General features: G+C 43.7%; 17 protein-coding genes and 1 other RNA gene. 11 read left to right on the top strand and 7 right to left on the bottom strand.

Annotated elements, in window-relative coordinates:
• Positions 1–6: 6 nt before the first annotated feature.
• The 4 genes from sufD to JS578_07230 all read right to left on the bottom strand — a co-directional run bounded on the left by sufD (position 7) and on the right by JS578_07230 (position 3,845).
• A complete protein-coding gene (gene sufD, locus JS578_07245) occupies positions 7–1,347 on the bottom strand; it encodes a Fe-S cluster assembly protein SufD (protein QRX62698.1) in 1,341 nt (446 codons plus the stop codon).
• A gap of 19 nt (positions 1,348–1,366) precedes the next feature.
• The gene (sufC, locus tag JS578_07240) at positions 1,367–2,110 is read right to left on the bottom strand and encodes a Fe-S cluster assembly ATPase SufC (GenBank protein ID QRX62697.1); all 744 of its coding nucleotides are present in this window, start codon (positions 2,108–2,110) and stop codon (positions 1,367–1,369) included.
• Between the two features lie 199 nt (positions 2,111–2,309).
• Positions 2,310–3,089 (bottom strand): ATP-binding cassette domain-containing protein, encoded by a 780-nt coding sequence (locus tag JS578_07235; protein QRX62696.1) that lies wholly within the window; start codon positions 3,087–3,089, stop codon positions 2,310–2,312.
• Between the two features lie 12 nt (positions 3,090–3,101).
• Positions 3,102–3,845 (bottom strand): ABC transporter permease, encoded by a 744-nt coding sequence (locus JS578_07230; GenBank protein ID QRX64954.1) that lies wholly within the window; start codon positions 3,843–3,845, stop codon positions 3,102–3,104.
• Positions 3,846–3,923: 78 nt separating this feature from the next.
• Here JS578_07230 and JS578_07225 point away from each other — a divergent pair, with 78 nt between their 5' ends.
• Positions 3,924–4,643 carry a DUF45 domain-containing protein gene (locus JS578_07225; GenBank protein ID QRX62695.1) on the top strand — a complete coding sequence of 240 codons (720 nt, stop codon included), beginning with the start codon at positions 3,924–3,926 and terminating at the stop codon, positions 4,641–4,643.
• A 9-nt stretch (positions 4,644–4,652) separates the two neighbouring features.
• Here the strand turns inward: JS578_07225 and JS578_07220 are convergent, their stop codons facing one another.
• Both JS578_07220 and rnpB read right to left on the bottom strand, forming a co-directional pair.
• Positions 4,653–6,203, bottom strand: a complete 1,551-nt coding sequence (locus JS578_07220) for a YihY/virulence factor BrkB family protein (protein QRX62694.1) — start codon at positions 6,201–6,203, stop codon at positions 4,653–4,655.
• 19 nt (positions 6,204–6,222) lie between these two features.
• Positions 6,223–6,587: RNase P RNA component class A (gene rnpB / locus JS578_07215), an RNA gene on the bottom strand.
• Positions 6,588–6,774: 187 nt separating this feature from the next.
• Here rnpB and JS578_07210 point away from each other — a divergent pair.
• The gene (locus JS578_07210) at positions 6,775–8,217 is read left to right on the top strand and encodes an alpha-amylase (GenBank protein QRX62693.1); all 1,443 of its coding nucleotides are present in this window, start codon (positions 6,775–6,777) and stop codon (positions 8,215–8,217) included.
• Positions 8,218–8,223: 6 nt separating this feature from the next.
• On the opposite strand, the gene JS578_07205 is transcribed toward JS578_07210, so the two are convergent.
• Positions 8,224–9,075, bottom strand: coding sequence for a LytTR family transcriptional regulator (locus JS578_07205; protein QRX62692.1), 852 nt, complete (start codon positions 9,073–9,075; stop codon positions 8,224–8,226).
• Positions 9,076–9,282: 207 nt separating this feature from the next.
• On the opposite strand from JS578_07205, the gene JS578_07200 reads away from it, so the two are divergent.
• The 9 genes from JS578_07200 to JS578_07160 all read left to right on the top strand — a co-directional run bounded on the left by JS578_07200 (position 9,283) and on the right by JS578_07160 (position 24,182).
• Entirely contained in the window at positions 9,283–10,401 is a 1,119-nt protein-coding gene (locus JS578_07200) for a hypothetical protein (protein ID QRX62691.1), read from the top strand.
• A gap of 249 nt (positions 10,402–10,650) precedes the next feature.
• Positions 10,651–11,214, top strand: a complete 564-nt coding sequence (locus tag JS578_07195; GenBank protein QRX62690.1) for an RNA polymerase sigma-70 factor — start codon at positions 10,651–10,653, stop codon at positions 11,212–11,214.
• Between the two features lie 57 nt (positions 11,215–11,271).
• The gene (locus JS578_07190) at positions 11,272–12,246 is read left to right on the top strand and encodes a FecR domain-containing protein (GenBank protein ID QRX62689.1); all 975 of its coding nucleotides are present in this window, start codon (positions 11,272–11,274) and stop codon (positions 12,244–12,246) included.
• 273 nt (positions 12,247–12,519) lie between these two features.
• On the top strand, positions 12,520–16,026 hold the full coding sequence (locus JS578_07185) for a TonB-dependent receptor (GenBank protein ID QRX62688.1): 3,507 nt from the start codon (positions 12,520–12,522) through the stop codon (positions 16,024–16,026).
• Between the two features lie 11 nt (positions 16,027–16,037).
• The gene (locus tag JS578_07180) at positions 16,038–17,774 is read left to right on the top strand and encodes a RagB/SusD family nutrient uptake outer membrane protein (GenBank protein ID QRX62687.1); all 1,737 of its coding nucleotides are present in this window, start codon (positions 16,038–16,040) and stop codon (positions 17,772–17,774) included.
• 17 nt (positions 17,775–17,791) lie between these two features.
• Complete coding sequence (locus tag JS578_07175; protein ID QRX62686.1) at positions 17,792–18,625, top strand: endonuclease/exonuclease/phosphatase family protein; 834 nt, start codon at positions 17,792–17,794, stop codon at positions 18,623–18,625.
• Positions 18,622–20,706, top strand: coding sequence for an IPT/TIG domain-containing protein (locus JS578_07170; protein QRX62685.1), 2,085 nt, complete (start codon positions 18,622–18,624; stop codon positions 20,704–20,706). The genes JS578_07175 and JS578_07170 overlap by 4 nt, the downstream gene beginning before the upstream one ends.
• A gap of 143 nt (positions 20,707–20,849) precedes the next feature.
• On the top strand, positions 20,850–22,148 hold the full coding sequence (locus JS578_07165) for a beta-N-acetylglucosaminidase domain-containing protein (protein QRX62684.1): 1,299 nt from the start codon (positions 20,850–20,852) through the stop codon (positions 22,146–22,148).
• Between the two features lie 72 nt (positions 22,149–22,220).
• Positions 22,221–24,182: a hypothetical protein gene (locus tag JS578_07160; GenBank protein ID QRX62683.1), complete on the top strand. Its 1,962-nt coding sequence runs from the start codon at positions 22,221–22,223 to the stop codon at positions 24,180–24,182.
• Positions 24,183–24,249 lie beyond the last annotated feature (67 nt).

The raw sequence follows: 24,249 nt of genomic DNA, 5'->3' as shown, positions 1-24,249 counted from the left end.
TTTCAACTACTTGCATACGTTGCAATTACCACAACGCATCAGTTCACCGCGAAACCGCTTCTCGATCAGCATCGCCAAGCGTTCCTGAAGGGTATCAATCCGTACCAGATCAACCACATCTCGTGTGAAGGCCACCATCAGCAACAGCTTCGCCTCATCCTTGTCGATACCGCGGGCACGCATGTAAAAGAGTGCCTCCTCATCGAGCTGACCGGTGGTGAGGCCGTGTGAACACTTCACGTCATCGGCATAGATCTCCAGCTGCGGCTTGGAGAACATCTGCGCCGTTGAGGAAGCCAGCAGGTTGCGGTTGTTCTGGTAAGCCTGTGTCTTCTGTGCATCTTTCTCTACCAATATTTTCCCGCAAAAGACACCGGTAGCCCGGTCGTCGAGCACTGTCTTGAAGAGCTCGTTGCTGGTGCAATGAGGTACGGCATGATCGAGGAAGGCAAAGTTATCGATGTGCTGACTACCGTCACAAATGGCCAGCCCCCCGGCATCCACATGGGCGTGCTCTCCCAGGATTCTAAAGCGGTAATTGTTGCGTGTGTAGCCGTTGTGAAGGGTAATTGCACTGGTTGCTACGTGCGAATGCTCCATCTGCTCACTGAAGAGATTGTTGAGACGAGTCACCTTCGATGAGTTCTCTTCCAGCTCGTAGACATCCACTTGTGCATGTGCAGCGGCAGAGACCTCTGTCACCTGTGTTACCACAAAGTGCACATCATCCACTGCATGGTCGCACACCAGGAGCTTCACATGAGCGTTCTCCTCGGCGATGATCAGCAAGCGGCGGTTTACGCTAAGGTCCACCCCGCCGCGTAGGATGTTAATCAGCTGTAGCGGTTTCTCCACCGTTACGTTCTTCGGCACATATACTACGAAGCCATCCTGCGCGAACATGGTGTTGTAGGCCACCACGCCGTTGTCGGAGTAGTCGGCAATCTGCCCATAGTGAGCATTGAAGATATCCGGATAGACTTCCGAGAAACGCTGCAGGCTCCCAACGAATACCCCCTCCGGCAGAGGGTCGTTCGCCAGCGGCTTGTCGTAGTAACGGTCGTTGATCAGGAAATAAAGATGGGTGGAGAGGTTGGGCACGTCGCACTTGAACGCATCGTAGGGATTCACCGGGATGGGTATGTTGCGCAGGTTCAGACCTAGGTCTGTATCGAAGACGCGTGCCACGTTGGAGTGCTTGTAATCCTCCTCGCGGGAGGTGGGGAATCCGATCTGCTGAAAACGGTCGAATGCAGCATCCCGGTGCCGGTTCAACCCCTCCACGGAGTTGGCATCTAGTTCGCTGCGAAACTGTTGAAACAGATCCTTGTATTGTTGTTCTATCATTGTTCTGATGGGTTGCATGTTACGGGTTAATCAGCCAGTCATAGCCTCTCTTCTCTAGTTCCAGCGCCAAATCGGGACCGCCGGAGCGGATGATTCTGCCTGCGTAGAGGACATGCACATGATCGGGCTTGATGTATTCCAACAGTCGCTGGTAGTGGGTGATCACGATGGTAGCGTTCTCCTTCGTCTGCAACTTGTTCACGCCCTGTGCTACCACACGCAGAGCGTCGATGTCGAGTCCGGAGTCGGTTTCGTCGAGGATTGAGAGCTGGGGATTGAGCATCGCCATCTGGAAGATTTCGTTTTTCTTCTTCTCACCACCCGAGAAGCCCTCGTTCACCGAACGGCTCACCAGGTTGCTGTCCATGCCGAGCAGCTCCCGCTTGTCGCGCATCAACTTCAGGAAGTCGCTTGCCGAGATGGGTTCCTCACCTCGGTACTTACGCTGCTCATTGACAGCGGCGCGCATAAAATTGACCATGCTCACCCCGGGGATTTCCACCGGGTACTGGAAGCTGAGAAAGAGTCCCTCGCGGGCACGATCCTCCGGTTCCATCTCCAACAGGTCGCTCCCCTTGAAGAAGATGCTGCCGCGGGTTACTTCGAACTTTGGATTGCCTGCCAGCACTGAGGCCAGCGTGCTCTTACCGGAACCGTTGGGTCCCATCACTGCATGGATCTCTCCGGGTTTAACCTCCAGGTTGATCCCCTTGAGGATCTCCTTCTCTTCGACGATTGCATGCAGGTTTTTTATCTCTAACATATTGGTTGTTTTATTGATGGTTGTCATAATAAAAAAGCGGCTCAGTTGCTGCCGTGCCGCCTGAGAATATCTTTTCCGGCCGGATGCCGGAGTGCGGGGAATGCCGCCACAGAATAACAACTAGTGCCACGGAATTGTTTGGTACCGCGGCCGAATTATCGCTGTACTGTTCAACACATTATTTCTTTATCGCTTCGGCTCAACCTTTTTCATCCTCGCTGATGATCTCCTCCGCCACCTTGATCTTGCGGAACAGGTCAGACGCGAAGACGAAATCGTTCAGCTTCTCGTTGTCGGCATCCATCACCTGCGACTTGCTCCCCTCCCACTCCTTGATTCCCTCGTTGAGGAAGATAACGTTGTCACCAATGTTGATTACCGAGTTCATGTCGTGCGACACCACGATGGTGGTGATGTTGAAGTCGATCGTCACATCGCTGATCAGCTCGTCGATCACCTGCGACGTCTTGGGGTCAAGGCCCGAGTTAGGCTCGTCGCAAAAGAGGTACTTCGGGTTGAGAACGATGGCCCTGGCAATGGCGGCCCGTTTCTTCATCCCTCCGCTGATCTCTGAAGGGAGCAAGTTGGCAGCATCCAACATATCCACACGTTCAAGGCAGAACTCAGCCCTTCTACGACGTTCCCGACGATTCTTACGAGAGAACATTTCGAGGGGGAACATCACGTTCTCCAGTACCGTGCGTGAGTCAAACAGAGCCGCACCCTGAAAAAGCATGCCAATGTCGCGTCGCAGCCGTCGCACTTCGCGACTGCGCATGGTGGTGAGGTTTCTCCCGTCGTAGAGGATCTCTCCCGAAGTAGGTGGTACAAGCCCCACAAGACACTTAAGCATCACCGTCTTCCCAGATCCACTCTTGCCGATGATGATGTTGACCACCCCCTTTTGAAAGGTGGCATCAATGTTTTTTAGCACCATCGTACCGTCAAACTCCTTCACCAGGTTCCTTACCTCTATCATTTCAATATCATTTTATCCCATGGTCAGTTGCGTGAAGACCAGGTCAGTTGCCAGGATCAGGATGCTGTTGATCACTACTGAACGGGTACTGGCTTCTCCCACCTCGAGTGCACCGCCGCTGGCGGTGTATCCGAAATAGGCAGCCACCGACGAGATGATGAAGCCGAAGAGCATCGATTTCAGGATGGAGTACCAGACAAACGACTCGGTGAAGAAGGCCTGGATGCCGTAGACATAGGTCTCCACCGAAGGGGTGCCCAGTACCAGACAAATGAAGTAACCACCAAAGAGACCCATGAACATGCTGAAGATCACCAGCACCGGCATGAAAGCAACGAAGGCGGCAATCTTTGGCAGGATCAGGTAGTTGGCAGAGTTGACGCCCATGATCTCCAGAGCGTCAACCTGCTCGGTGATCCGCATGGATCCGAGTTCCGAGGCAATGTTCGATCCCACTTTGCCGGAGAGAATCAGGCACATGATGGTGGAGGAGAATTCCAACAGGATGATCTCACGCGATACCAGTCCCACGGTAAATCGCGGTAACATGGGTGAGTCGATGTTCACTGCAATCTGAAGCACAATCACTGCTCCGATGAAGAAGGAGATGATCACCACGATCCAGATTGAATTTACACCCAGTGCGTAGACTCCCTTCAGGAACTCCTTCAGGAACTGGCTGAACCGGTCCGGCAAGGTCAGGACCCGTTTCAACAGCAGGGCGTATTCACCTACACTTTCCAGGAAACTGATAATTCGCATGGGGTTTTTTTTCACATTTGTCGATACAAAGATAGATATTTTTATTTCTTCTGCATAAATCATTATTTTTGCATGATGATGGAATTGAATGACAGGGAGCTGGGCAGGATATTGGTGATGCCCAACCGACGGGCGAAAAAGATCATAGCCCGACGGAAGGAAGATTATATCCGGCTTACAGTACCCCACGACTTTAATCCACGGCGGATTCCTTCCCTCCTGAAAGAGCTTCGTCCACGGCTGTTGCGGATAAAACCGCCACCACCCATTATCTTTAAAGAAGAGGATGTGATAGGTTCCCTCACCTTTGAAGCGATGCTGGTCCGGGACCCTTATCAAAAGGATATGCGTCTCTCGCTGAAAGAGGGACAGCTCCACATCTTCATACCGCTAAAGCTGGATATCAACCATGAGGATGTACAACAGCGCATCCGAGAAGCGATCATCAATGTGTTAAGGATTGAAGCCAAGCGGGTGTTGCCGGCCAAGACTGCGCATTTTGCGCGGCAACACGGCCTCACCTACCAGAGCGTGAAGATTGGCAGCAGCCGCGGACGCTGGGGTAGCTGCTCAACGAAGAAGGACATCAATTACTCCCTCTTCCTGATGCTGTTGCCGGAGCGACTGATCGATTACGTGGTGTTGCATGAGTTGGCACACACGGTGGAGATGAACCATGGTGACAGGTTCTGGCAATTGTTGGAAAAGATGTGCGGAGGGAATGTAAAGGAATTGCGCACCGAGACTAAAAAGTTCCAGTCACCAGGCTATCGCTTTCTGGCCTGCAAGTAAGAGAAATGCTCAGAGATCTTTCACCAGCTGGTCGTGGTCGCTCTCATACATGCTCATGCGTGAGTTGACCAGCGCATCCCAGTGCTCCCTGAAATCACCCTCCATATCAATCATGAAATCTTCCGATCCTTGTTCATCGAGCTTACTCATCAATCCATTCACAGTAATTAGGTTGATGTCGATCGCAGGCTGATAGGCCATCACCCTTTCATCGTGCGGTGAGGGCGTGGTAGAGATGATGCGCAGTTCCAACAGCTCATCGAGGATGTCACTGGTGAGGCGTGCCGGCACCTTGCAGCGCTGGGAGAGCTGCTCAGCAGTCAGTGGCAGCTTCTCATCGGCGAAACGTTGCACGATGGCAGAGGTGATCATTAGTGTGAAGAAGTCACGGTAGCGCCTGCTGATGTTGCGTGTCTCCTTCTCGAAGGAGAAGTTGCGCACGTTCTGTGCGGCATAAGAGATCTCGGCACCAATCAGCACGATGAACCAGGACATCTGCAGCCAGAGGAGCATTAGCGGGATGGCGGCAAAGGTACCATAGATGGCGTTGTAGCGTGTAATCCAAAGCTGTCCGCTGAGGTAGAGCATCTGGAAGAACTGGAACGCCACACCTGCAAGTGCTCCGGCGATTAGGGCGTTAAGGAACTTCACCTTGGTATTTGGAAGAAACTTGTAGAGGGCAGTGAAGATGAAGATCATCACCACCAACGGTACGATGTTGAGCAGTCGCGGGATAAAAGGATAGAGGATGTAAAGAATCTTCAGCGTGTTGTTCTGCGGGTAGCTGATGATGTTGAGGGCGTTCACCAACACGAAGAAGAAGGGGATCAGCAGCACCATGGCTGAATAGTCGGTCACCTTGCGTCCGATGCTCCTGCCACGTGAGATGCGCCATATCTTGTTGAAGTTGTTCTCGATATCACCAAACAGGTTCATGATGGTATAGAGAAAGAGCAGGATACCGATTCCGGCAAAGACACCTCCCCCGCGTGCCTCCTCGAGAGATTTCTCAATCAGTTCGAACATTAGGTTCAGAAACTCACGGGTACGCCCGTCAGCCGTGGCTGCTTCTGCCATGCCTGAAGTCATTTCAGCATCATCAACTGCCCTGCCGCCAACCGCCAGCGTGTCATTCATAGGCTCGGAAAAGATGGCCATGCTGTCGGTATCAAGATTGGAGGCTGTTGCCACCAGCTCGCTATTGGGCTTTTCACCCAACATAAAGCTGAGAATGCTGCTCTCCATAATGTTCTCGATGCCAAAGCCGCGTGCAATGGCAAAGATCACCGCAAGCAGCGGTACGATGGAAAGCAGGGTGCGGTAGGTAAGCGAGCGGGCACTTGCAGGAATATTCAATTCCTGCACGTTTCGGACGGTGAGGATCACCGTCTTGATGGAGTCATAAAGAATATTTTTCTTGTTGGAGAGCGTCTCGGGATTCTGCCGCCAGATGCCATAGGAGAGGAAATGCAGCAGCTCCTTGATCCGAATCTTCATCAGCTCCAGCCTGCCCGGTTTCTCCTCCTCGTCATAATCACGTTTCTTCCTTCTTCTTGCCATCCGTGCGTATGTTATATTAAAAAGCAGCCGGTCTGTAAGCCGGGTTCTGTACCCCGTACAAGACGGGGCGTCTGTCATTTATCTGGGGACGGGTGTCACCACCTGCCTCTAGCGGCCTACCCCCCGGCATCGGGCGAGCAACCCGACCTATCCGGTATACATGGCCTTGCAACCCATAACGCGTACGGCATACCTTGTTACCAAGGTACCCGGTGGGCTCTTACCCCACCTTTTCACCCTTACCGCTGCCGAAGCAGAGGCGGTCCTTTTCTGTTACACTAGTCTGCCCTCACGGACAGCTTCCCGTTAGGAAGTATGGTGCTCTGCGTTGCCCGGACTTTCCTCTGCGACAACGAAAGTCGCAGCGACAAACCGACCTGCTGCAACTGCAAAAGTAGTAATAAGTTATGACTTATCTGCACCCGCCACCCCATTTTTTCGTTCTTCACAAAAACTAATGCATCCTCCGGGTGTTTATTTTGTGTGTCTATTCCTGGTTGGTGATTCTTTGATTTTGGTTTCAGTTTCTTTATTGATTAATCTCTTTATTAACATGCGTACAAACGGAGTCATGATGCAATATTTTGAGTGGTTCCTCCCCGACGATGGGAGCCTATGGAACCGGCTCAGAGAAGATGCTCCCCATCTCAGGGAGATTGGGGTGAGCGGTGTATGGATACCCCCCTGTTACAAGGGTACAGGCTCGAACGACGTGGGCTATGGCGCTTACGATCTCTACGACCTGGGTGAGTTCGACCAAAAAGGAACCGTACGCACCAAATACGGCACCAAAGAGGAGTTGCAAGCCTGTATCGGAGCGCTCCACGACAACGGCATCGCGGTCTACGCCGACGTGGTACTCAACCACAAGGCGGGGGGCGATGAGCTGCAAACCTTCACCGTGGTGGAGGTAGACCCGCACGACCGCAACAAGGGAATTACGGAACCATATGAAATAGAGGGATACACCCGTTTCACCTTCCCGGGACGCAATGGCAACTATTCCGATTTCCAGTGGAGCTGGGAGCACTTCTCCGCAACCGATTACAACCACCGCGACAACAAGGATGCGATCTATGTGATCCAGGGAGAAAACAAGGGGATCGACACCGAAGACCGCTCGGTGAGCCAGGAGTTCGCCAACTTCGACTACCTGATGTTCACCGACATCGACTACAAGCACCCGGAGGTGCAAGCCGAGACAAAGCGGTGGATCAGCTGGTTCATTCGGGAGACCGGCGTGGACGGCATTCGTCTCGATGCCATCAAGCATATCAACGACTGGTTCGTGAAAGACCTGGTGGATCATGTCAGGGGCGAGTTCGGCGAGCAGTTCTACGTGGTGGGTGAATACTGGTATTACGATGAGATGGCCATCGATGATTACCTGCACAACGTGGAATACAAGATCGATCTGTTTGATGTGGCCCTCCACTTCAACTTCAAGCAATGCGCAGTGGAGGGACCGGGTTACGATATGCGAAAACTCTTCGAAAGCAGCGTACTGAGCCGTTTCCCACTCTCCACCGTACCTTTCGTCGACAATCACGACTCACAACCGGGCAGCCACCTGGAATCGTTTGTAGAAGGGTGGTTCAAACCCTTGGCCTACGCACTAATCCTGCTGCGGCAGGATGGATACCCCTGCATCTTCCTGGGCGATTACTACGGTACCGGCGGCGAACATCCACAGCCGGGCATGCAGTGGATGATCGACCAGTTGCTGGATGTGCGGCGCGACTTCGCCTATGGCGAACAAGATGATTACTTCGACCATGAGCATGTGGTGGGGTGGATCCGTCGCGGCGACGAACATCATCCCGATGGCTGCGTGGTAATCATGAGCAATTCCGAAGGGGGTGTAAAGCCAATGTTTGTCGGAACTGACTATGCCGGTACAGCCTGGGTTGACAAACTGGGACACCAACAGGAGGAGGTGATCATCGGTGAGGACGGGCGTGGTTGGTTTCCGGTGGGCGATGGCTCAGTTTCGGTATATCTGAAAAAGGTATAGGGACCATCATACCGTATAGCGTGAAAAGGCCTGCATAAAAGAGTCGTAGTAGGTCTTCGACACCGGGATATCGGGCGTGTTCTCCTCATCCAGTTCAAGCATGATGCCTCCCTTCTCTTTCTTCAGGATCTTCACCTTGTCCATGTTGACCATGTAGGAACGATGACACCGCACCAGGGAGGTGTCTGCCAGCTGCTCCTCCAACCGCTTCAGTGAGTTGCGCAGCAGGAAATGCGATTGTTTCGACTTATTGAGATAATGAAGGGTGGTGTAGTTGTCGGCCGACTCAATATAGAGCAGGTGCTCGGTCACAATGGAGATCTTGAGCTCTCCCTTCTCATCGTGAAATGAAATCATCGTTTTTGTTGCGGCATCAACACCTTTCTCCTGTCCCATATGCTCCAGCAGTACACTCTTCTCTTTCCATGAGAAATAAAGCCAGCAGATGGCATAAGGTAACAACAGCACCAGGGCTGTATTGTAGAGACTCTGCCGGAAACTATCGGAGATGTCACGTATCATCCCGTCCTTGGGGAAAAACTGTGCAAAGAGGGTGTAAAAGATCGACATCGCCCCTATCTCCGCCAGGATCCAGAGTCCATAGTGCCAGTAAAGGATTGCGTGCCTTTTAGAACGGTAGGAGAGGATCACCCTGCTGATCACCACCACCAGCATGCCGGTGAGGATGATCAGGCTGGAGAAAGCAAAGTACTTGACATCAGAAACACCCGGGTACCAGTTGCGGGAACCAAATGGCTGGAAGAGGTTGATGAACAGCAGGGCGAAGAGCGCTGTGAACAGGATCATGGTGATGCTGTTCTTCTTCTCGTAGAGATATGGCGGGATCTTTTCGTTCATCGTGGCTTCCGATTGGTTTGCGCTCCCTGCAAAAGTAGATGATTATGGATGAGAAACCAAAAGAAACCACTTATATGGAGTTTTTTTTCACCCCTCTATAGAGAATTTCACCCCATATACCTCACTTCATCCCCTCCCCAATCCGCTGTTCCCATTTAGTTGCAGGAACAACTAAAAGAGACTTCCTTTGTTGAAAAAGAACCAGTTATGACAAACTATAGCGAACGATACTCGCAGCTGAACAGTCTCTTTCAATTGGGTATTGACACCAAACTGCCGGGTAGAGGTCTGGAGATACGCTTTTATCGGTTCAACAGCCAACCCTGCCGGGAGGAGGGGGATCTATCAAAACAGACGCTCCACATCCATGAGAACTTCATCTTCGATTATCCGGTATTCCTGCCGGAAGGGGCTGCCCGAAGTGAAAAGGCAATTCTGCTACTGCACGGGCTCAATGAACGGAGCTGGAGCAAGTACCTCCCCTGGGCTGAACAACTCGCCCTATTGACCGGGCGACCGGTGATTCTATTCCCAATCGCCTTTCACATCAACAGGGCGCCGCTCGACTGGTCCAACCCGCGCAGCCTCACCAACTTGCTCAATATCCGGAAACGACATTACGAGGGCGATCGCTCGGTGAGCTTCGCCAACGTGGCACTGAGCGAACGCATCACGCAGAGCCCGGAGCGTTTCTATCTCTCCGGAAGACAGACCTGGGACGACCTTTCCAGACTGTTCAGTGAGATCAGGAGCGGACAACATCCCCTCTTTAAAGAGGGATGCAAGATCGATATCTTCGCCTACTCCATCGGGGCTTTTCTTTCGCAGGTGGCGTTGATGGCCAATGAGAAACAGCTCTTCTCCGACTCGAAACTCTTTATGTTCTGTGGCGGCAGCATCTTTCGCTCCATGTGCGGCATCTCCCGCAGCATCATGGACAAGGCCGCTTTTAACCGGATGCAGGATTATTACGTGAACCGCTTCGGTTGTGAGGCGAAGAGTCCCTGGCGTCGGGACAGCGCTTTTGAAGCCTTCTTCCGGATGATCATCCCGGAGAGGCTACAGGATGAGCGCGAAGCCTTCTTCAGCCATATGCGCAACCGGATTGCAGGAGTTGCACTGGCCAAGGACAGCGTGATCCCCTATCACGGGGTTCGTGAAGCACTTGGCATGGAGACCACCCATTCGGTCATCACCCTGGAGGACTACCCTTTCAACTATACCCACGAGAATCCCTTTCCCTCCCAGTCGAAGGACCAGAGTTCGCTCAATGAAGCTTTCGGGAATCTCTTCTCAAGGGCAGCAACCTTTTTTGACTCAAACTGAATCTAATATAACTCTTAACTGAGTCTAATCTGTTAGAACCATATTAGAACCATATTAGAACGAGATTAGAACGAGATTAGAACGAGATCTGTCTCGTCCTTAAATTGGGAAGCATACAATTATAAATTATGAACAGAAAAATAGATATCTCTTCCAGGCATATCAAATGAATAAAAAATATCCGTAAAGCTTGTTTTCAACTTTTTTTGTATGTTTGCAATTCAAACGTCAAGAAAAGCAAAAAACTCCATGCAGATCTCGTTACAAAATAGCAGTCAATTTGAAGAGATCTACCTCTCACACTACTTACGAATGAAGCGCTTCGCCACAGAATACCTCATTTGTGAAGAAGACGCGGAGAACATCGTGCAGGATGTATTCCTCGAATTATGGGAGCAGCAGTTTGTGTTGATGTCTCACACCCGACTGTTCGCCTGGCTGTTTACTGCTACAAAGAACCGATGTCTCGACCTGTTGCGGCATAAAACGGTAATCAGAAAAGGCGCAGAGAAGATGATGGATGATTACAACATCGAGTTGCAGATGAAGTTGCAATCGCTGGAGGCATTTGATGATAAGATCTTTTCTGAACCCGACATCGAGTCTGTTGTACAGAAAGCGATTGAAACACTGCCCGTGAAGTGCCGTGAGATCTTTGTGATGAACAAGATCGAGGGCAAGAAGCAGAAAGCAATCGCGGCAGAGCTCAACATCTCCCTTCACACGGTGGAAAGCCAGATGGCCATCGCCCATCGGAAATTGAAAGATGCTCTCAAAGAGTATATCCCCCTACTTTTTTTTCTGCTGATATAATTTTTATTTGGCGGTTTTTTCACCCTCGTTCGTTTTACATACAAAGCAAGCCTTTGAATGGAAGAAATCTTATCGAAATATTTTTCAGGTGAACTGAATCGGTCCGAAGGGATGAAGTTGTTCCAGCAAATGAAGAATGACGAACAGCTTCGGCAGGAATACATCCGATTGCAGAACATCTACGCCCTTACACGGCTGGCCCCAGAACCGACGCAGGAATCGGAGGGAAAGAAGGGTTTTTCCAGGTTCACCCACAGGATGAATGAGAAAAAACGGCAGAAGAGGATGCGCTTCCTCCTGCAATATGCTGCCATCTCTCTCTTACTGATCGCCTCAACCTTTTTCCTGACTCGCGCCCTGACTCTTCCCTCAACCTCTGCAACAGAGATGAACACCCTTTATGTCCCCGCTGGTCAACGGGCACAACTTACCCTGCACGACGGCACACAGGTCTGGCTGAACGCCCAGTCCACCCTCACCTACCCCGCCCGGTTCAACAGAAAACGACGCGAGGTTTCGGTAGTTGGTGAAGCCTATTTTGAGGTGGCTGAAAACCGAAAAAAACCATTCATCGTCACCACACAACAGCTCACCATGGAGGTGCTGGGCACCGAATTCAATGTATACAGTTACCCCGAATCTGGTTACACCAGGACATCCCTCGTTGAGGGAGCATTGATGGTGAGTGAGACAGGGAAAAACGACAAACCGGTGTTGCTTTCCCCAAATCAACAGGTTACATACTGTGAGAACGTGATCAAGCTGGAAAGTCTCCAAAACCCAGAGCATCTTCTCTGGCGCGAGGGTATTTATGCTTTCGACAATGAGCGGCTGATTGACATCATTGGCAAACTGGAATTATACTACGACATCACCATACAGGTTGAAGATCCGGAGATATTCAACGTCTGCTACACCGGTAAGTTCCGCCAACGCGACGGCATTGATGAGATTCTGCATATTCTGCAGAAGATACAATCATTCAAGATTCAGAAAGATAAAGAGAAAAATATGATCATCTTGTACAGATGATATGTGCCGCTTATATATTTATATATTTTACCATATTGAGCCAACTTAATAAATTCTTAACCTGATAAAAAGCATAAGATTTCATCAATCTTGTACTTTTGCACGATAAACTGGATCAGATGGTGACAACGAATATTTACACTAAAAAAAAAGATTGCCTATGAGATAGTACCACCCTACACAATAAAAAGCGACAGGTGCGCCAACACCCATCGCAAGTTCAAGCCAACACCAGAATGACATCAAGTATTCACTTAAAACACATGCAAATATATGAAAATAAACATTTCATCCCATCACTCTGTGATCAAAAAGAGTGATCTTAAAGATTTATTAAAAATCATGAAAATCAGCTTGCTATTTTTCTTTGCCATTGTATTTCAACTGTCGGCAGTGAATTCTAATGCACAGGATGCATCTATTAAGTTAAAATCAACAACAATTACAATAGGTGAACTCATCCGGGAAATTGAAAATCAAACCGATTATCTCGTAGTATACAGTAATCGTGAAATTAATACCTCAGAAGAGATAAATCTTTTGGAGAAGTCCAATAAGGTATCTGAATATCTGAAAGAAGCCTTTTCAAACTTAAACATTGGATATGATTTTGAAAACAATTATATCGTCCTTTCAAAGCGATCCAGCGATCAAAAGTTACTGGAGACAGTTATAAATTCCAGAAATCAACAACCCGGTAAAACAATAACAGGAACCATTTTAGATATCTACGGAGAACCTATCATCGGCGCAACAATTGTTGTACAAGGTGAAGTATCCAAAGGAACTGTAAGCGATACTGATGGGAAATTTACCATCCAAAATCTTTCAGATGATGTAATTTTGAACATCTCATTTGTAGGCATGTTGTCTAAATCTATCTCAATCGATGGCAGATCATCAATCACGGTAACCTTGACGGAAGATACCGAATTGCTAGATGAGCTAGTTGTCATTGGATACGGGAGTAAAAACAAAAGTAAGATTATTGGTTCCGTAAACCAAGTATCATCAGAGACATTTAAAGACAAAGCAGTAACGAATATCAGTCAGGCATTACAGGGAGCAATACCGAACCTCAATATATCATTCTCCGATGGTCAAATCAATCGGAATGCTTCGATTAATATTCGAGGAATGAACTCAATAAATGGAGGTTCACCTCTGATACTTATTGATGGTGTGCCTGGCAGCATAAACTTGATTTCTCCTGAAGACATTGAAACTATTAGCGTTTTAAAAGATGCATCATCTGCTGCTATTTACGGGGCACAAGCATCCTATGGTGTTATACTTGTTACCACGAAAAAGGGCAGTTCTGAGAAACCTAAGTTTCGTTACACATCGAGCTTTGGTTATGGTCAGCCACTGAAAACACCAAAAATTTTAACTGATGGTTTACAATATACAGAAATACTTCAAGAAGCATACGTAGGTTGGACTGGCAGCGAACTGAGTGCGCTCAATCAAGTACAGGAATATCTGACTGCCTATAACGAAGATCCAACACTCCCTATAAGCTTTGTTGATAACATGTATTTCAGTTTCATTTCTGGCAGAATGACAGATTGGTATAAAATGATATTCAACGATAAACAACCGTTTAGCAGGCATTTCGGTGAAGTTTCAGGAAAAAGTGACAAGATAAATTATTACATATCAGCAGGTATCGTTAACCAGGATGGTGCATACAGAGAAGCCACTGATCACTTGAGAAAATATAGTATGAGAACAAAACTCGATGTAAAGTTGAGTAACTCGCTGTCAATATTCAACAATTTCTCAATTGAAGATCAAAATTATAATTCACCCATAACAAATGTTACGGGCTCTAATAATATCCTCAGGTTTATCTCCCAGTTAGGTGCGCCATTCTCATCTCCTTATGACAATGAAGGAAACTACAGTTATGGGGGGATGGTCTCACTAGGTGTATTAAAGGATGGCGGTAGAACAATCCAGAGAACGAACACTGTACGAAACACATTTGGTGGCGAATTCTTAATAACCAATAATTTATCTTTAAAAGGAGATTACAGCATTTGGTGGGATCGCTCCCGTGGTGATGACCAAAAATTCAGACTTTCATATGCCTCTAGGCCAGGTAGAGTTGCACCGCTGAGTGCAATGACTGATTATTACGCATCTGCATATTCCCAGGGAATGATGCAGACGATTAATCTATATGCTAATTATGATAAAACTTTCGGAAATCACACTCTGGGAGGAGTTGTAGGTTTTAACCAGAGTTCAAACGACTATAATCTCTTTTCCGGCCGAATTACTGAGAATATGTTTCCCAATTATGGTTCTTTGAATCTTGGTGAAGGGATACAAACAGTCTCAGATAATGCGTATGATTGGGGGACAAGGGGTTATTTCTATAGGGTGAGCTACGATTATTTGTCTAAATATTTGGTAGAACTAAATGGTCGTTATGATGGAACGTCAAGGTTTCCGAGTCAAAGAAGATGGGGCTTTTTCCCATCAGCTGCTGTAGGCTGGATGATTTCAGAGGAACCTTTTATGGCATTCACGAAACCACTCCTGAATATATTTAAAATACGTGCCTCTTATGGTTCATTGGGCAATCAACAAGTTGATACATACTCATACTTCTCCACGATGAGCAAAAGTCAAATGTCTTACATCAGCGAAGGTGAACGATTGTATGCAATGTCGGTTCCAGGACTAGTTGCAGGAGATTTGACCTGGGAGACAGTTGTTTCAAAGAATATTGGATTTGATATGGGCTTTTTCAGAAACAAACTGAACTTCGGTTTTGATGTATATGAAAGAGAAACAAGAAACATGTTGGTGGCTGGAGTCTCATTGCCTGCAACTTTGGGAGCATCAGTTCCTCGGACAAATTCAGCAGATCTTTCTGTAAAAGGCTGGGAAGCCTCAATGACCTGGCAGGATAATTTCAAGATCTTTGATAAAAATGGCAGGTACTCAGTTTCTTTTGTAATGTCAGATAACAAAGCAGTAATAACAAGGTTCAGCGGAAATGATGGGCAACTACTTTCCGGATACAATGTTGGAGAGGAAATCGGCACAATTTGGGGATTATCCACCTTGGGGTACTTCGAGTCAGATGAAGATGCAATGGGATGGGCTGATCAGACAGAAGTATCAATGCTGCCCAATGACCTAAGTGCTGGTGACATCAAGTTTGCAGATTTAAACAACGATGGAAAAATCACAAAAGGTAAACAAACCTTATATGATCATGGCGATCTGACCAGGATTGGGAATAGTTCAATTCGTTATCCTTTTAGCATTGATTTCTCTGCTAACTGGAGTAGTTTTGATTTAAATCTTTACTTACAGGGTGTTGGTCAACGAGATTTCTATCCCGGGCCCGAATCATCTTTCTTCTGGGGTTTTTATAACAGATATTACAATCCTGTAATGGAACATCATGTAGATAACTATTGGACCCCTGAGAACACCAATGCATATTTCCCACGTCCGAGAGCTTATATTGCGCAAAAGAGCAATTACGAGCTTGGTGCTATTCAGACAAAATATCTGCAAGACGCATCATACCTGAGACTGAAAACATTGACTTTCGGATATACATTACCTCAAAAATTGACCAATCATGTTTGGATAAATAAGTTCAGGATATTCTTTACAGGTCAAAATTTACTCACATTTACTAGACTACACGAATCATTTGATCCTGAAGGTATTGCAAATATTAACAGCAATGGAGCTGGACTGGTATATCCTACACAAAAAACATTTACATTAGGTGTTGACATTAATTTTTAACATTAAGAACGATGAAAAAAAATATAACATTACTTTTCATAGTAATCATGCTTCTTGGAGGCTGCGATGACGATTTTCTGGAAAGAGAACCCACGAAGCAGGTGACTGATTCCAATTTTTTCAACTCAGAAGCAGAACTGGAATTATATTCAAACAGATTTTATAGTTATGTCCCAGGTTTAGATGTCGTTGAGAGTGATTTCAGTACCAGTGATAACGTTGAGTTGAATGTCTATAGCGCATTTTTGGCCGGAGTAAGGACTGTCCCTGCTTCCGGTGGAGGCTGGGATTGGGGCACATTGAGAAGTATTAACTATTTCCTGGAAAATTATAGAAAAGCAGATCTACCTGATGAAGTTTTAAATTATTATGAAGGCCTTTCAAAGTTTTTTAGAGCTTGGTTCTACTTTGATAAGTTACAACTATTTGGAGATGTTCCCTGGTATTCGACTCCTCTTCAGACCAACTCTCCTGAATTGTACAAGCCACGTGACCCCCGAATCCTTGTAACTGACTCAATACTGTCTGACCTAAATACGGCAATTGGCTTTCTGGATGCGGACAGACACCCAACAAAAATCACTAAGTGGACTGCATTAGCACTAAAGTCAAGGTTCTGTCTCTACGAAGGTACATACCGTAAGTATCACAAAAATCTAAAGTTGACCGATTCAGCAAATAAATTCTTAAACGAATCCGTAAACGCTTCTCTTAAGCTCATGGAGGAGAGTGGTTATTCCATTTATGACAATGGAAAAATTACGGACTATCAGGATATGTTCACCAAAGATGAACCAAACGCCGAATTCATTCTTTCCAGGGTATACAGTAAAGAATTAAGTATTGTCCATGCAATGAACTATATGCTATTAGCACCAACAATGATTGGTGGAAGTGGCATGACAAAACAGATGGTTGAATCATACCTCATGGAAGATGGTTCATTCTATTCTTCAATTCCCGAATCTAAAAGGTTTCTGTTTTCACAGGAATGTACAGGTAGAGATAGAAGACTCTCTCAGACAATAAGAACCCCGGGTTATAAAAGAATAGGCACAACAGAGGTGCTGCTTCCAGATTTTAAGAAAGCTGCAACTGGTTATCAGGTAACTAAGTTCTTATCAGGGATCAATAATGATGCATACAATGAAAGTGCAAATGCAATTCCCGTTTTTCGTTACGCTGAAGTCTTGCTGAACTACGCTGAAGCAAAAGCTGAACTTGGGACCCTCAACCAGAATGATTTGAACCGAACGATAAATTTGACACGAAAACGTGGAGGCCTGCCCGATTTAAAAATTGAAGATTTGAAGATTGATCCAAGTCAGCAATTACTTTATCCGGAAGTGACAAGTGCTTCCATACTGGAAGTACGAAGGGAAAGAAGAATTGAGCTTGCTTTTGAAGGTTTACGCCGAATGGATTTAATGAGATGGCGGAGAGGGCAACTACTTGAACAAAGATTTACCGGTATCTATTTTGATAAAATGAGCCTTCAGGATCTGGATGGTGACGGAGTTGATGACTTTATGATTGTCAAGAATGAGCCGGCACAACCTATGGCAGGTATTACATACCTGGTTTTGGGAGACACCAAGATATTGTCTCATGGTACTTATGGTTATCTGTTGCCACAGCCATTTACAATTAAAACATTTAATGAAAATCGAGATTATTTGTATCCCATTCCATTGAATGAATTATCTATAAATGAAAATCTTGTTCAAAATCCTGGCTGGAATTTTTAATTGAAAATAAAAATAATATGAAAAAAATATTATCAACCCTAGGCATATTTTTAGTATCGTTTATCCTTTATGCATGTCATGATAACAGCATTGATGATACCAAAACGTCTGAAAAAAATGAGGAAGATATTCGTGTTCTGCTGTATAATATCCACTTTGGTGTAGGTGGAGACGGGATCTTTAATATTGACCGGATTAAGGATGTATTAGAAAATGCTGAAGCAGATATTATCATTCTAAATGAAGTTGACAAATTTTACAGTGACCGTTCCAATAACATGGATATGGCAAAGTATTTGGCAGATGAACTTGGAATGAATCATCTGTTTAGAGCATCAATCATAATTGAAAATTCACCAAACCCCGAGAGAGAGGTGGGAAATGCAATATTAACAAAATCAACTATCGAACATCTGGGCACCAGGTTCTTCTCCGAAGGTGATCAATGGCCACGGGTAATTACAAAAAGTAAGATTAAGTTGCAAAATGGTCAAATTGTTAATGTTGCTGTATCACATTTTGGCCTTACAGAATCAGGAAGGATCAAGCAGGCAAATGAAACATTGGAGTTTCTCGCAGATGTTGATAATGAACCTGTAATTTTTGCCGGTGATCTAAATGCAACACCCGAGAGTGTACCATTAGAAATTATATCAAACAAATACAATGATGCATTTTCAACAAGAAATAGTTTTTACACTTTCCCTGCAAATAATCCTACAAAACGCATTGATTATATTTTCGGGAATGAAAAGATTATTTTTAAAAATAATGCTCATACTATTCTCACACAAGCATCTGATCATCTTCCAATTGTTGTTGACTTCACAATTAAAAAATCAAACAAATGAAATACCGAAAATTATTAATACCCATTTTCGCGTTATTAACAATACTTTTGATGATAACCTGCGAGAGTCCTGAACCCGAGATGTACGGAGGAGCAATTATTACCGAAATTTCTCCTTCCGAGGGTTATGTAAATGATGTAATCACCATTAAGGGTGAAAACTTTGCTCTAAATGCTGAAGATAATATTGTAAGGTTTGGTGAACATATTGCATTGGTACAAAACAGTAGTACAACTGAATTGAAAGTACTTGTGCCCAACGGAACAGGAACTGTCAATGTGACGGTAACACGGGACCTCATAACATCCGAAGGAGTGCCATTTAAATTTCTTATTCCTACTTTAACTCTCTCATCAATAACACCAGATAAAGGTGCAGTTGGGGATGAAATAATTCTGACAGGTGATAACTTCAACGAAAACCCGTTTAACAATCTTGTTCAGTTCAATGATGTTGTAGCCACTGTAAAATCTGCAGAAAAAAACAAGTTGAATGTGATTGTTCCAGAAGGTAAAGGATCAGTGAATGTAACTGTGGCTGTTGGGCGAAATAAAACAGGTGCCCTAAAATTTGAATACGTGGTTACGAAAACGACCTTGACTGCCATTATTCCTGCCTCTGCATTCCCTGGCGACACAGTTAGATTGGAAGGTACCTTTAAATCTCCAACTGGTGAAAACAAAGTAACTTTTGGTAATAATGAAGCAAATATTGTAAGTTCTTCAAATGAAGAACTAAAAGTAATTGTTCCTCCTGGATCAGGAGCTGCTAATGTAACTGTGACCTCTTATGATGACGTTTCAGAATCAGTACAATTCAATTATGCAACTGTCGCGTTACACTCATTATCTAAAAATGATGCAGAGTTTTATGAACGTATTACCATTTCCGGTAATGGTTTCGATCCGGAGATCAGTAACAATAAAGTATTCTTTGGCAACAATGAGGGTCAGGTAATTGATGCGACACAGACATCACTCACGGTATCTGTTCCGGCTTTTGCAGATGAAAATTCAGATGTAATGGTAACTGTGAAAGTTGGTGATGGCATTTCCAATACACTTCCTTTTCACTTATTGCGTTATTACACCGAGGTCATTGCAGGAAACGGAGTTCTGGGATCTAGTCTGACACCGGTCAATGCCATGGAAGCAGCATTTACACAACCGGTAAACTTGGCACTAGACAAAAATGGAAACATATATATTGCTGAATCTGGTGGTGGTACCGTTAGAAAGTTGACTCCTGATGGCAAAGTTATCTTCCTGGCTGGTCAGTATAAGATATATGGCAGCAACGATGGGATAGGTGCAGATGCAACATTTAAATATCCATATGATCTTGTAGTAGGGAATGATGATAACATCTATGTTGCCGATGTCACCAATAAGCTCATCAGAAAAATTTCACCTGACGGTATTGTGACCACTATTGCAGGTAATGTAACAAGTACATCCGCAAAAGATGGTGTCGGGACAGAAGGAACATTCAATCAACCTTACAGTATTACACTTGATAATGATGGAAACCTTATTGTTGGAGATCGGTACGCAATTCGAAAAATTACTCTCCCAGATCATATAGTATCAACAATTGCCGGGGATGATTTAAATGCTGCGATAGCCAATTCGGTTAGTTCCTTCAACAGTCCACGAGGTCTGGCTGTAGGTCCGGATGGTACTATATATGTTTGTGATGCATTAAACAATTGCATCAAGAAAATTAATCCAGACAAAACAGTTGTCCGTATCGCGGGTCCGGCTGATCGGACAAAAATTGGACATGTTGACGGCCCAGGCGATCAAGCGCTATTTTTCAATCCTCAGGGACTATCACTTGCTCCGGACGGAAATCTATTTGTATCAGACGGAACTAACAAACAAAATTATTACTTGAGAAAAATTCATCCGGACGGATATGTATCATCTGTCATGGGCACTGGCGCCATAACACCATTCGTCGAAAAAGGCTGGGGTACAGAAGTTCCGTATCGTGGTTGGGGAGTTGCAATTGACTCAGATGGAAATATCTATATACCTGATCAGGAACACCTAAGAATTAGAAAACTTTATTTGAAGTAGAAACATAGTACTGGCAATTGAAATAATTCAATTGCCAGTACTTAAAACATAAATGTTGTTTTTTTATATTTAAAAAATTAATTTCAAATTTATTCTCAGACAGAGATTCATAAATTGATCAAACAAATTCAATAACTAATGCAATGAAAAAAATAATATTCATTTTTACCATTTTATTATCACTTCCAATCTTTTCTCAGAAACCCATTCATGGTTACACCATTGATTTGTCAAAAAATAAACAGAATAATTATTTTTCAAGAAAAAAAGACCAAGGAAATGAGTTTACCATAAGAGGAACCAAAGGTTTTTTCTGGAGTCCAGAACAATATATATCTGAAATACCAACACTTAAATCTTATGGAATGAACTTTCTTGCGACTTGTTATGGCTCGTTCTTTCGCGACTACAAATTCGAAATTGGAACTAATGATTGGTGGGTACCTTTTAATCCAGAACAGGAAAAAGAGTGGAAAGAAGTAATAGAGGAATCAAAAAAACACAATATTAATTTTTGTTTTGGGATGAATCCTATGTTGTACTCAGCTAGGCCACTAGACACAGAAAATGAAGAAGATTTTGAAACATTACTATCAAGATATAAGTGGTTTCAGGACCAAGGCGTGAACTGGTTTTATCTAGCACTAGACGATCTTCATTTACATGAAGGTATGAAAGTTGATGGTATTGGTCAATCAGATTTCACAAATAGGCTTTATGATGCATTGTTAGAAAATGATCCAAACTGTAAAATGATATTTTGTCCAACATGGTATTGGGGAGATACAATGAATGAGCCAGACAAGAAAGCATATTTAATTGAAATTTCAACATATTTAAACGAAGATATTCTTTGTTTTTGGACAGGTGATGATGTTGTCTCCAATAAGGTAACAATTGAAGATGCTATAGAATATAAAAATATTATAGGTCATGATCTTATACTATGGGATAATTATCCGGTAAACGATTTCAATAATTCTTTGCATCTCGCACCTGTTACTGGACGTGATCCTGAACTGAACAATGTAGTTCATGGAATAATGGGAAATCCAATGCGGGATAACTTGATGAACAGAATGCCCTTATTTACTATGGCTGATTACGCAATTAATCCGAAAAATTATAATCCAAGTCAATCAATTGTTCAAGCAATAAAATACAACAGTGAGAACAAACAGCAGGAAATTATTTTAAGAGATTTGATATCATATTACCCTGGGGCACTAACATATCGGAGTAAGAGTACAAGAATAAACAGTGCACGTGATGAATTTAAACGCTTATTGCATACAAGCGAAAAAGATGCAATAAAGTACAAATTTGAACTAGAAAATCTGCTCTTTAAATTCATCAACAAATTCCCAGGTATTTATCCGGATACAAAAAATGTTATCCAACGTGACATATTATGGATGGATGAACAACTTAAGGAAAAATAATTTTTCAACCCATCATATGAAAATCTATTATTCCAAGTACATTATTACACCAGAAAAAAGATACATATCAACATGAAAACTATTCTAATCAATATTTTTCTCATCTGTTTCTCTTTAATTACGAACAGTCAAAACATTTATTTGGTAGGTAGTGATCATGGTAGTATAGAACCAGAAAAATCTATTTTTTCGAGCGCACTTGCTGGTTATGGAGCTCCCTCAGAAGGGAGATTCACAATTCAATGGAAATTTTTTCAAACTCTTCCCAATTTGGTATACTTGACGGGTATTGAAAATAAACTGTATGGTATAAACCAACATGGTGAAATTTTAAGAAGAGACACAACAAATAGCAAAAATAGATGGTTAAAAATTGGACAACAAAAATCTGATACATTACTTGCCGGATTAAGTTCGAATTCATTCAAGTTATTGACAGGTTTCAATCAAAAACTTTATGCAATTTCACTGGACAACCACCTTTATACATACGACTTATCGGACAAATCTAAAGATTGGGTCAAAGGTGAAAAAATTCCGGATGCAATAACAATAACTTCCGCGAATAATAATTTTTATATAATTACGCCAGATAATATATTATTAAAAGGCACATTTACTGAAAAGGGAATATTTTGGGAGGAAAAGGCCCAAACTAAACCTGAAGTGCTTTCATTAATTTCATATGATGGGTACCTCTATGTTGTTACACGGAATCAAAGAATATGGAAATATTGTTTGACTAAAGAAGAAAACGCATGGATGAATGTTGGTTACTTCAATGGAGAAACATATTCTGAATATATAAAACACTTGGCTATTTTAGATGGGAGATTATTCGGTACTAATCTTAATAATGATTTATTCATTTCACAGAATACCTCTGAAGGTGATCTATCTGTTCGTTCGGTTGTTATCAGCGACGGAACTAAAACAATTGCTTTAATTAGTTTAGATATTTGTACCATTGACTATAAACTGTCATCAGAAATAAAAAGTGAAATTAGTAAAGTTACAGGAATTCAACCAGTAGCAATACTCATAAACGTAACTCATACTCATTTTGCTCCATTATCAAGAAATTGGGAATCATTCGGAGCTTCAGGTATTCCGGATAATAGATTTAACGATCAGCTAAAAAAGGCAACAATTAAGGCTACTTTAGGAGCTATGGCTAAAATGGAAAAATCAGAGTTATCATTTGGCCGAACTAAAACGCTTATCGGATTCAATAGAAGTTTGAAAGTAAAGAATATTGACAATTCATTAGATATAGTCAAAATTAATAATTTAAATGGGGTATTAAACAATGTTATTTTTTTAACAGGATGTCATCCTGTTTTCCCAAATAAGGATCTATATTCATATACAATCAGCCCAAATTATCCTGGAACAGCAAGAAAGTTTATTGAAGAAACTACACTTGCAAAAACATCTGTTTTCTTACAGGGATGTGGTGGTGATATTAATCCTAGATTTGAAGATTATAAGACAACTGGTGAAATTTTGGGTTCAGAAGTAGCACTAAGGATGGAAGAATCTATGGAAAAAATCAGTGGACAAATATCATTTTCCTTTGACTCACTTCTTGTACAACTTAATATCCCTAGTAAAGAGCAAATAGTAAGCATCAAAACTAAAAACTCACATAGAACAGGTGACATAAATGCTGAAATGTTTGTCAGATGGTCTGATTTACATTTATGTAAACTTGATAAAAATTTGATTCCTTCACATGTTCCAATATATATTCAAACAATAAACATAGGAAATTGGAAACTCATTGGTTTATCAAGAGAGCCAGTAAATTCTTATAGCAAGGAAATCAAAAATCTTTTCCCTAATGAAATTGTTTCGATAATTGGTTATTCAAACGACGTTTCTAGTTATTTGCCTGACTCAAACCATGTTATAAAAAAAACATATGAAGGTCATGATTCTTTCTATTGGTATGGAATGCCAGGAATCTTTCCAAAAGATATTGATAGCAGAATAGTTGAGAAAATTAAATCAAAAACATACATAACTCACTAAAAATTTTCACTTAGAGTGTACTATGATAATTATTGAATTATAGAGAAATACTATACTGAAATAAAAA

Source organism: Dysgonomonadaceae bacterium zrk40 (genome assembly GCA_016916535.1).
Taxonomy (GTDB): Bacteria; Bacteroidota; Bacteroidia; order Bacteroidales; family Dysgonomonadaceae; genus Proteiniphilum.
Note: the sequence above shows the minus strand (reverse complement) of the source record. Positions and strands in the feature narration are given on the sequence as shown.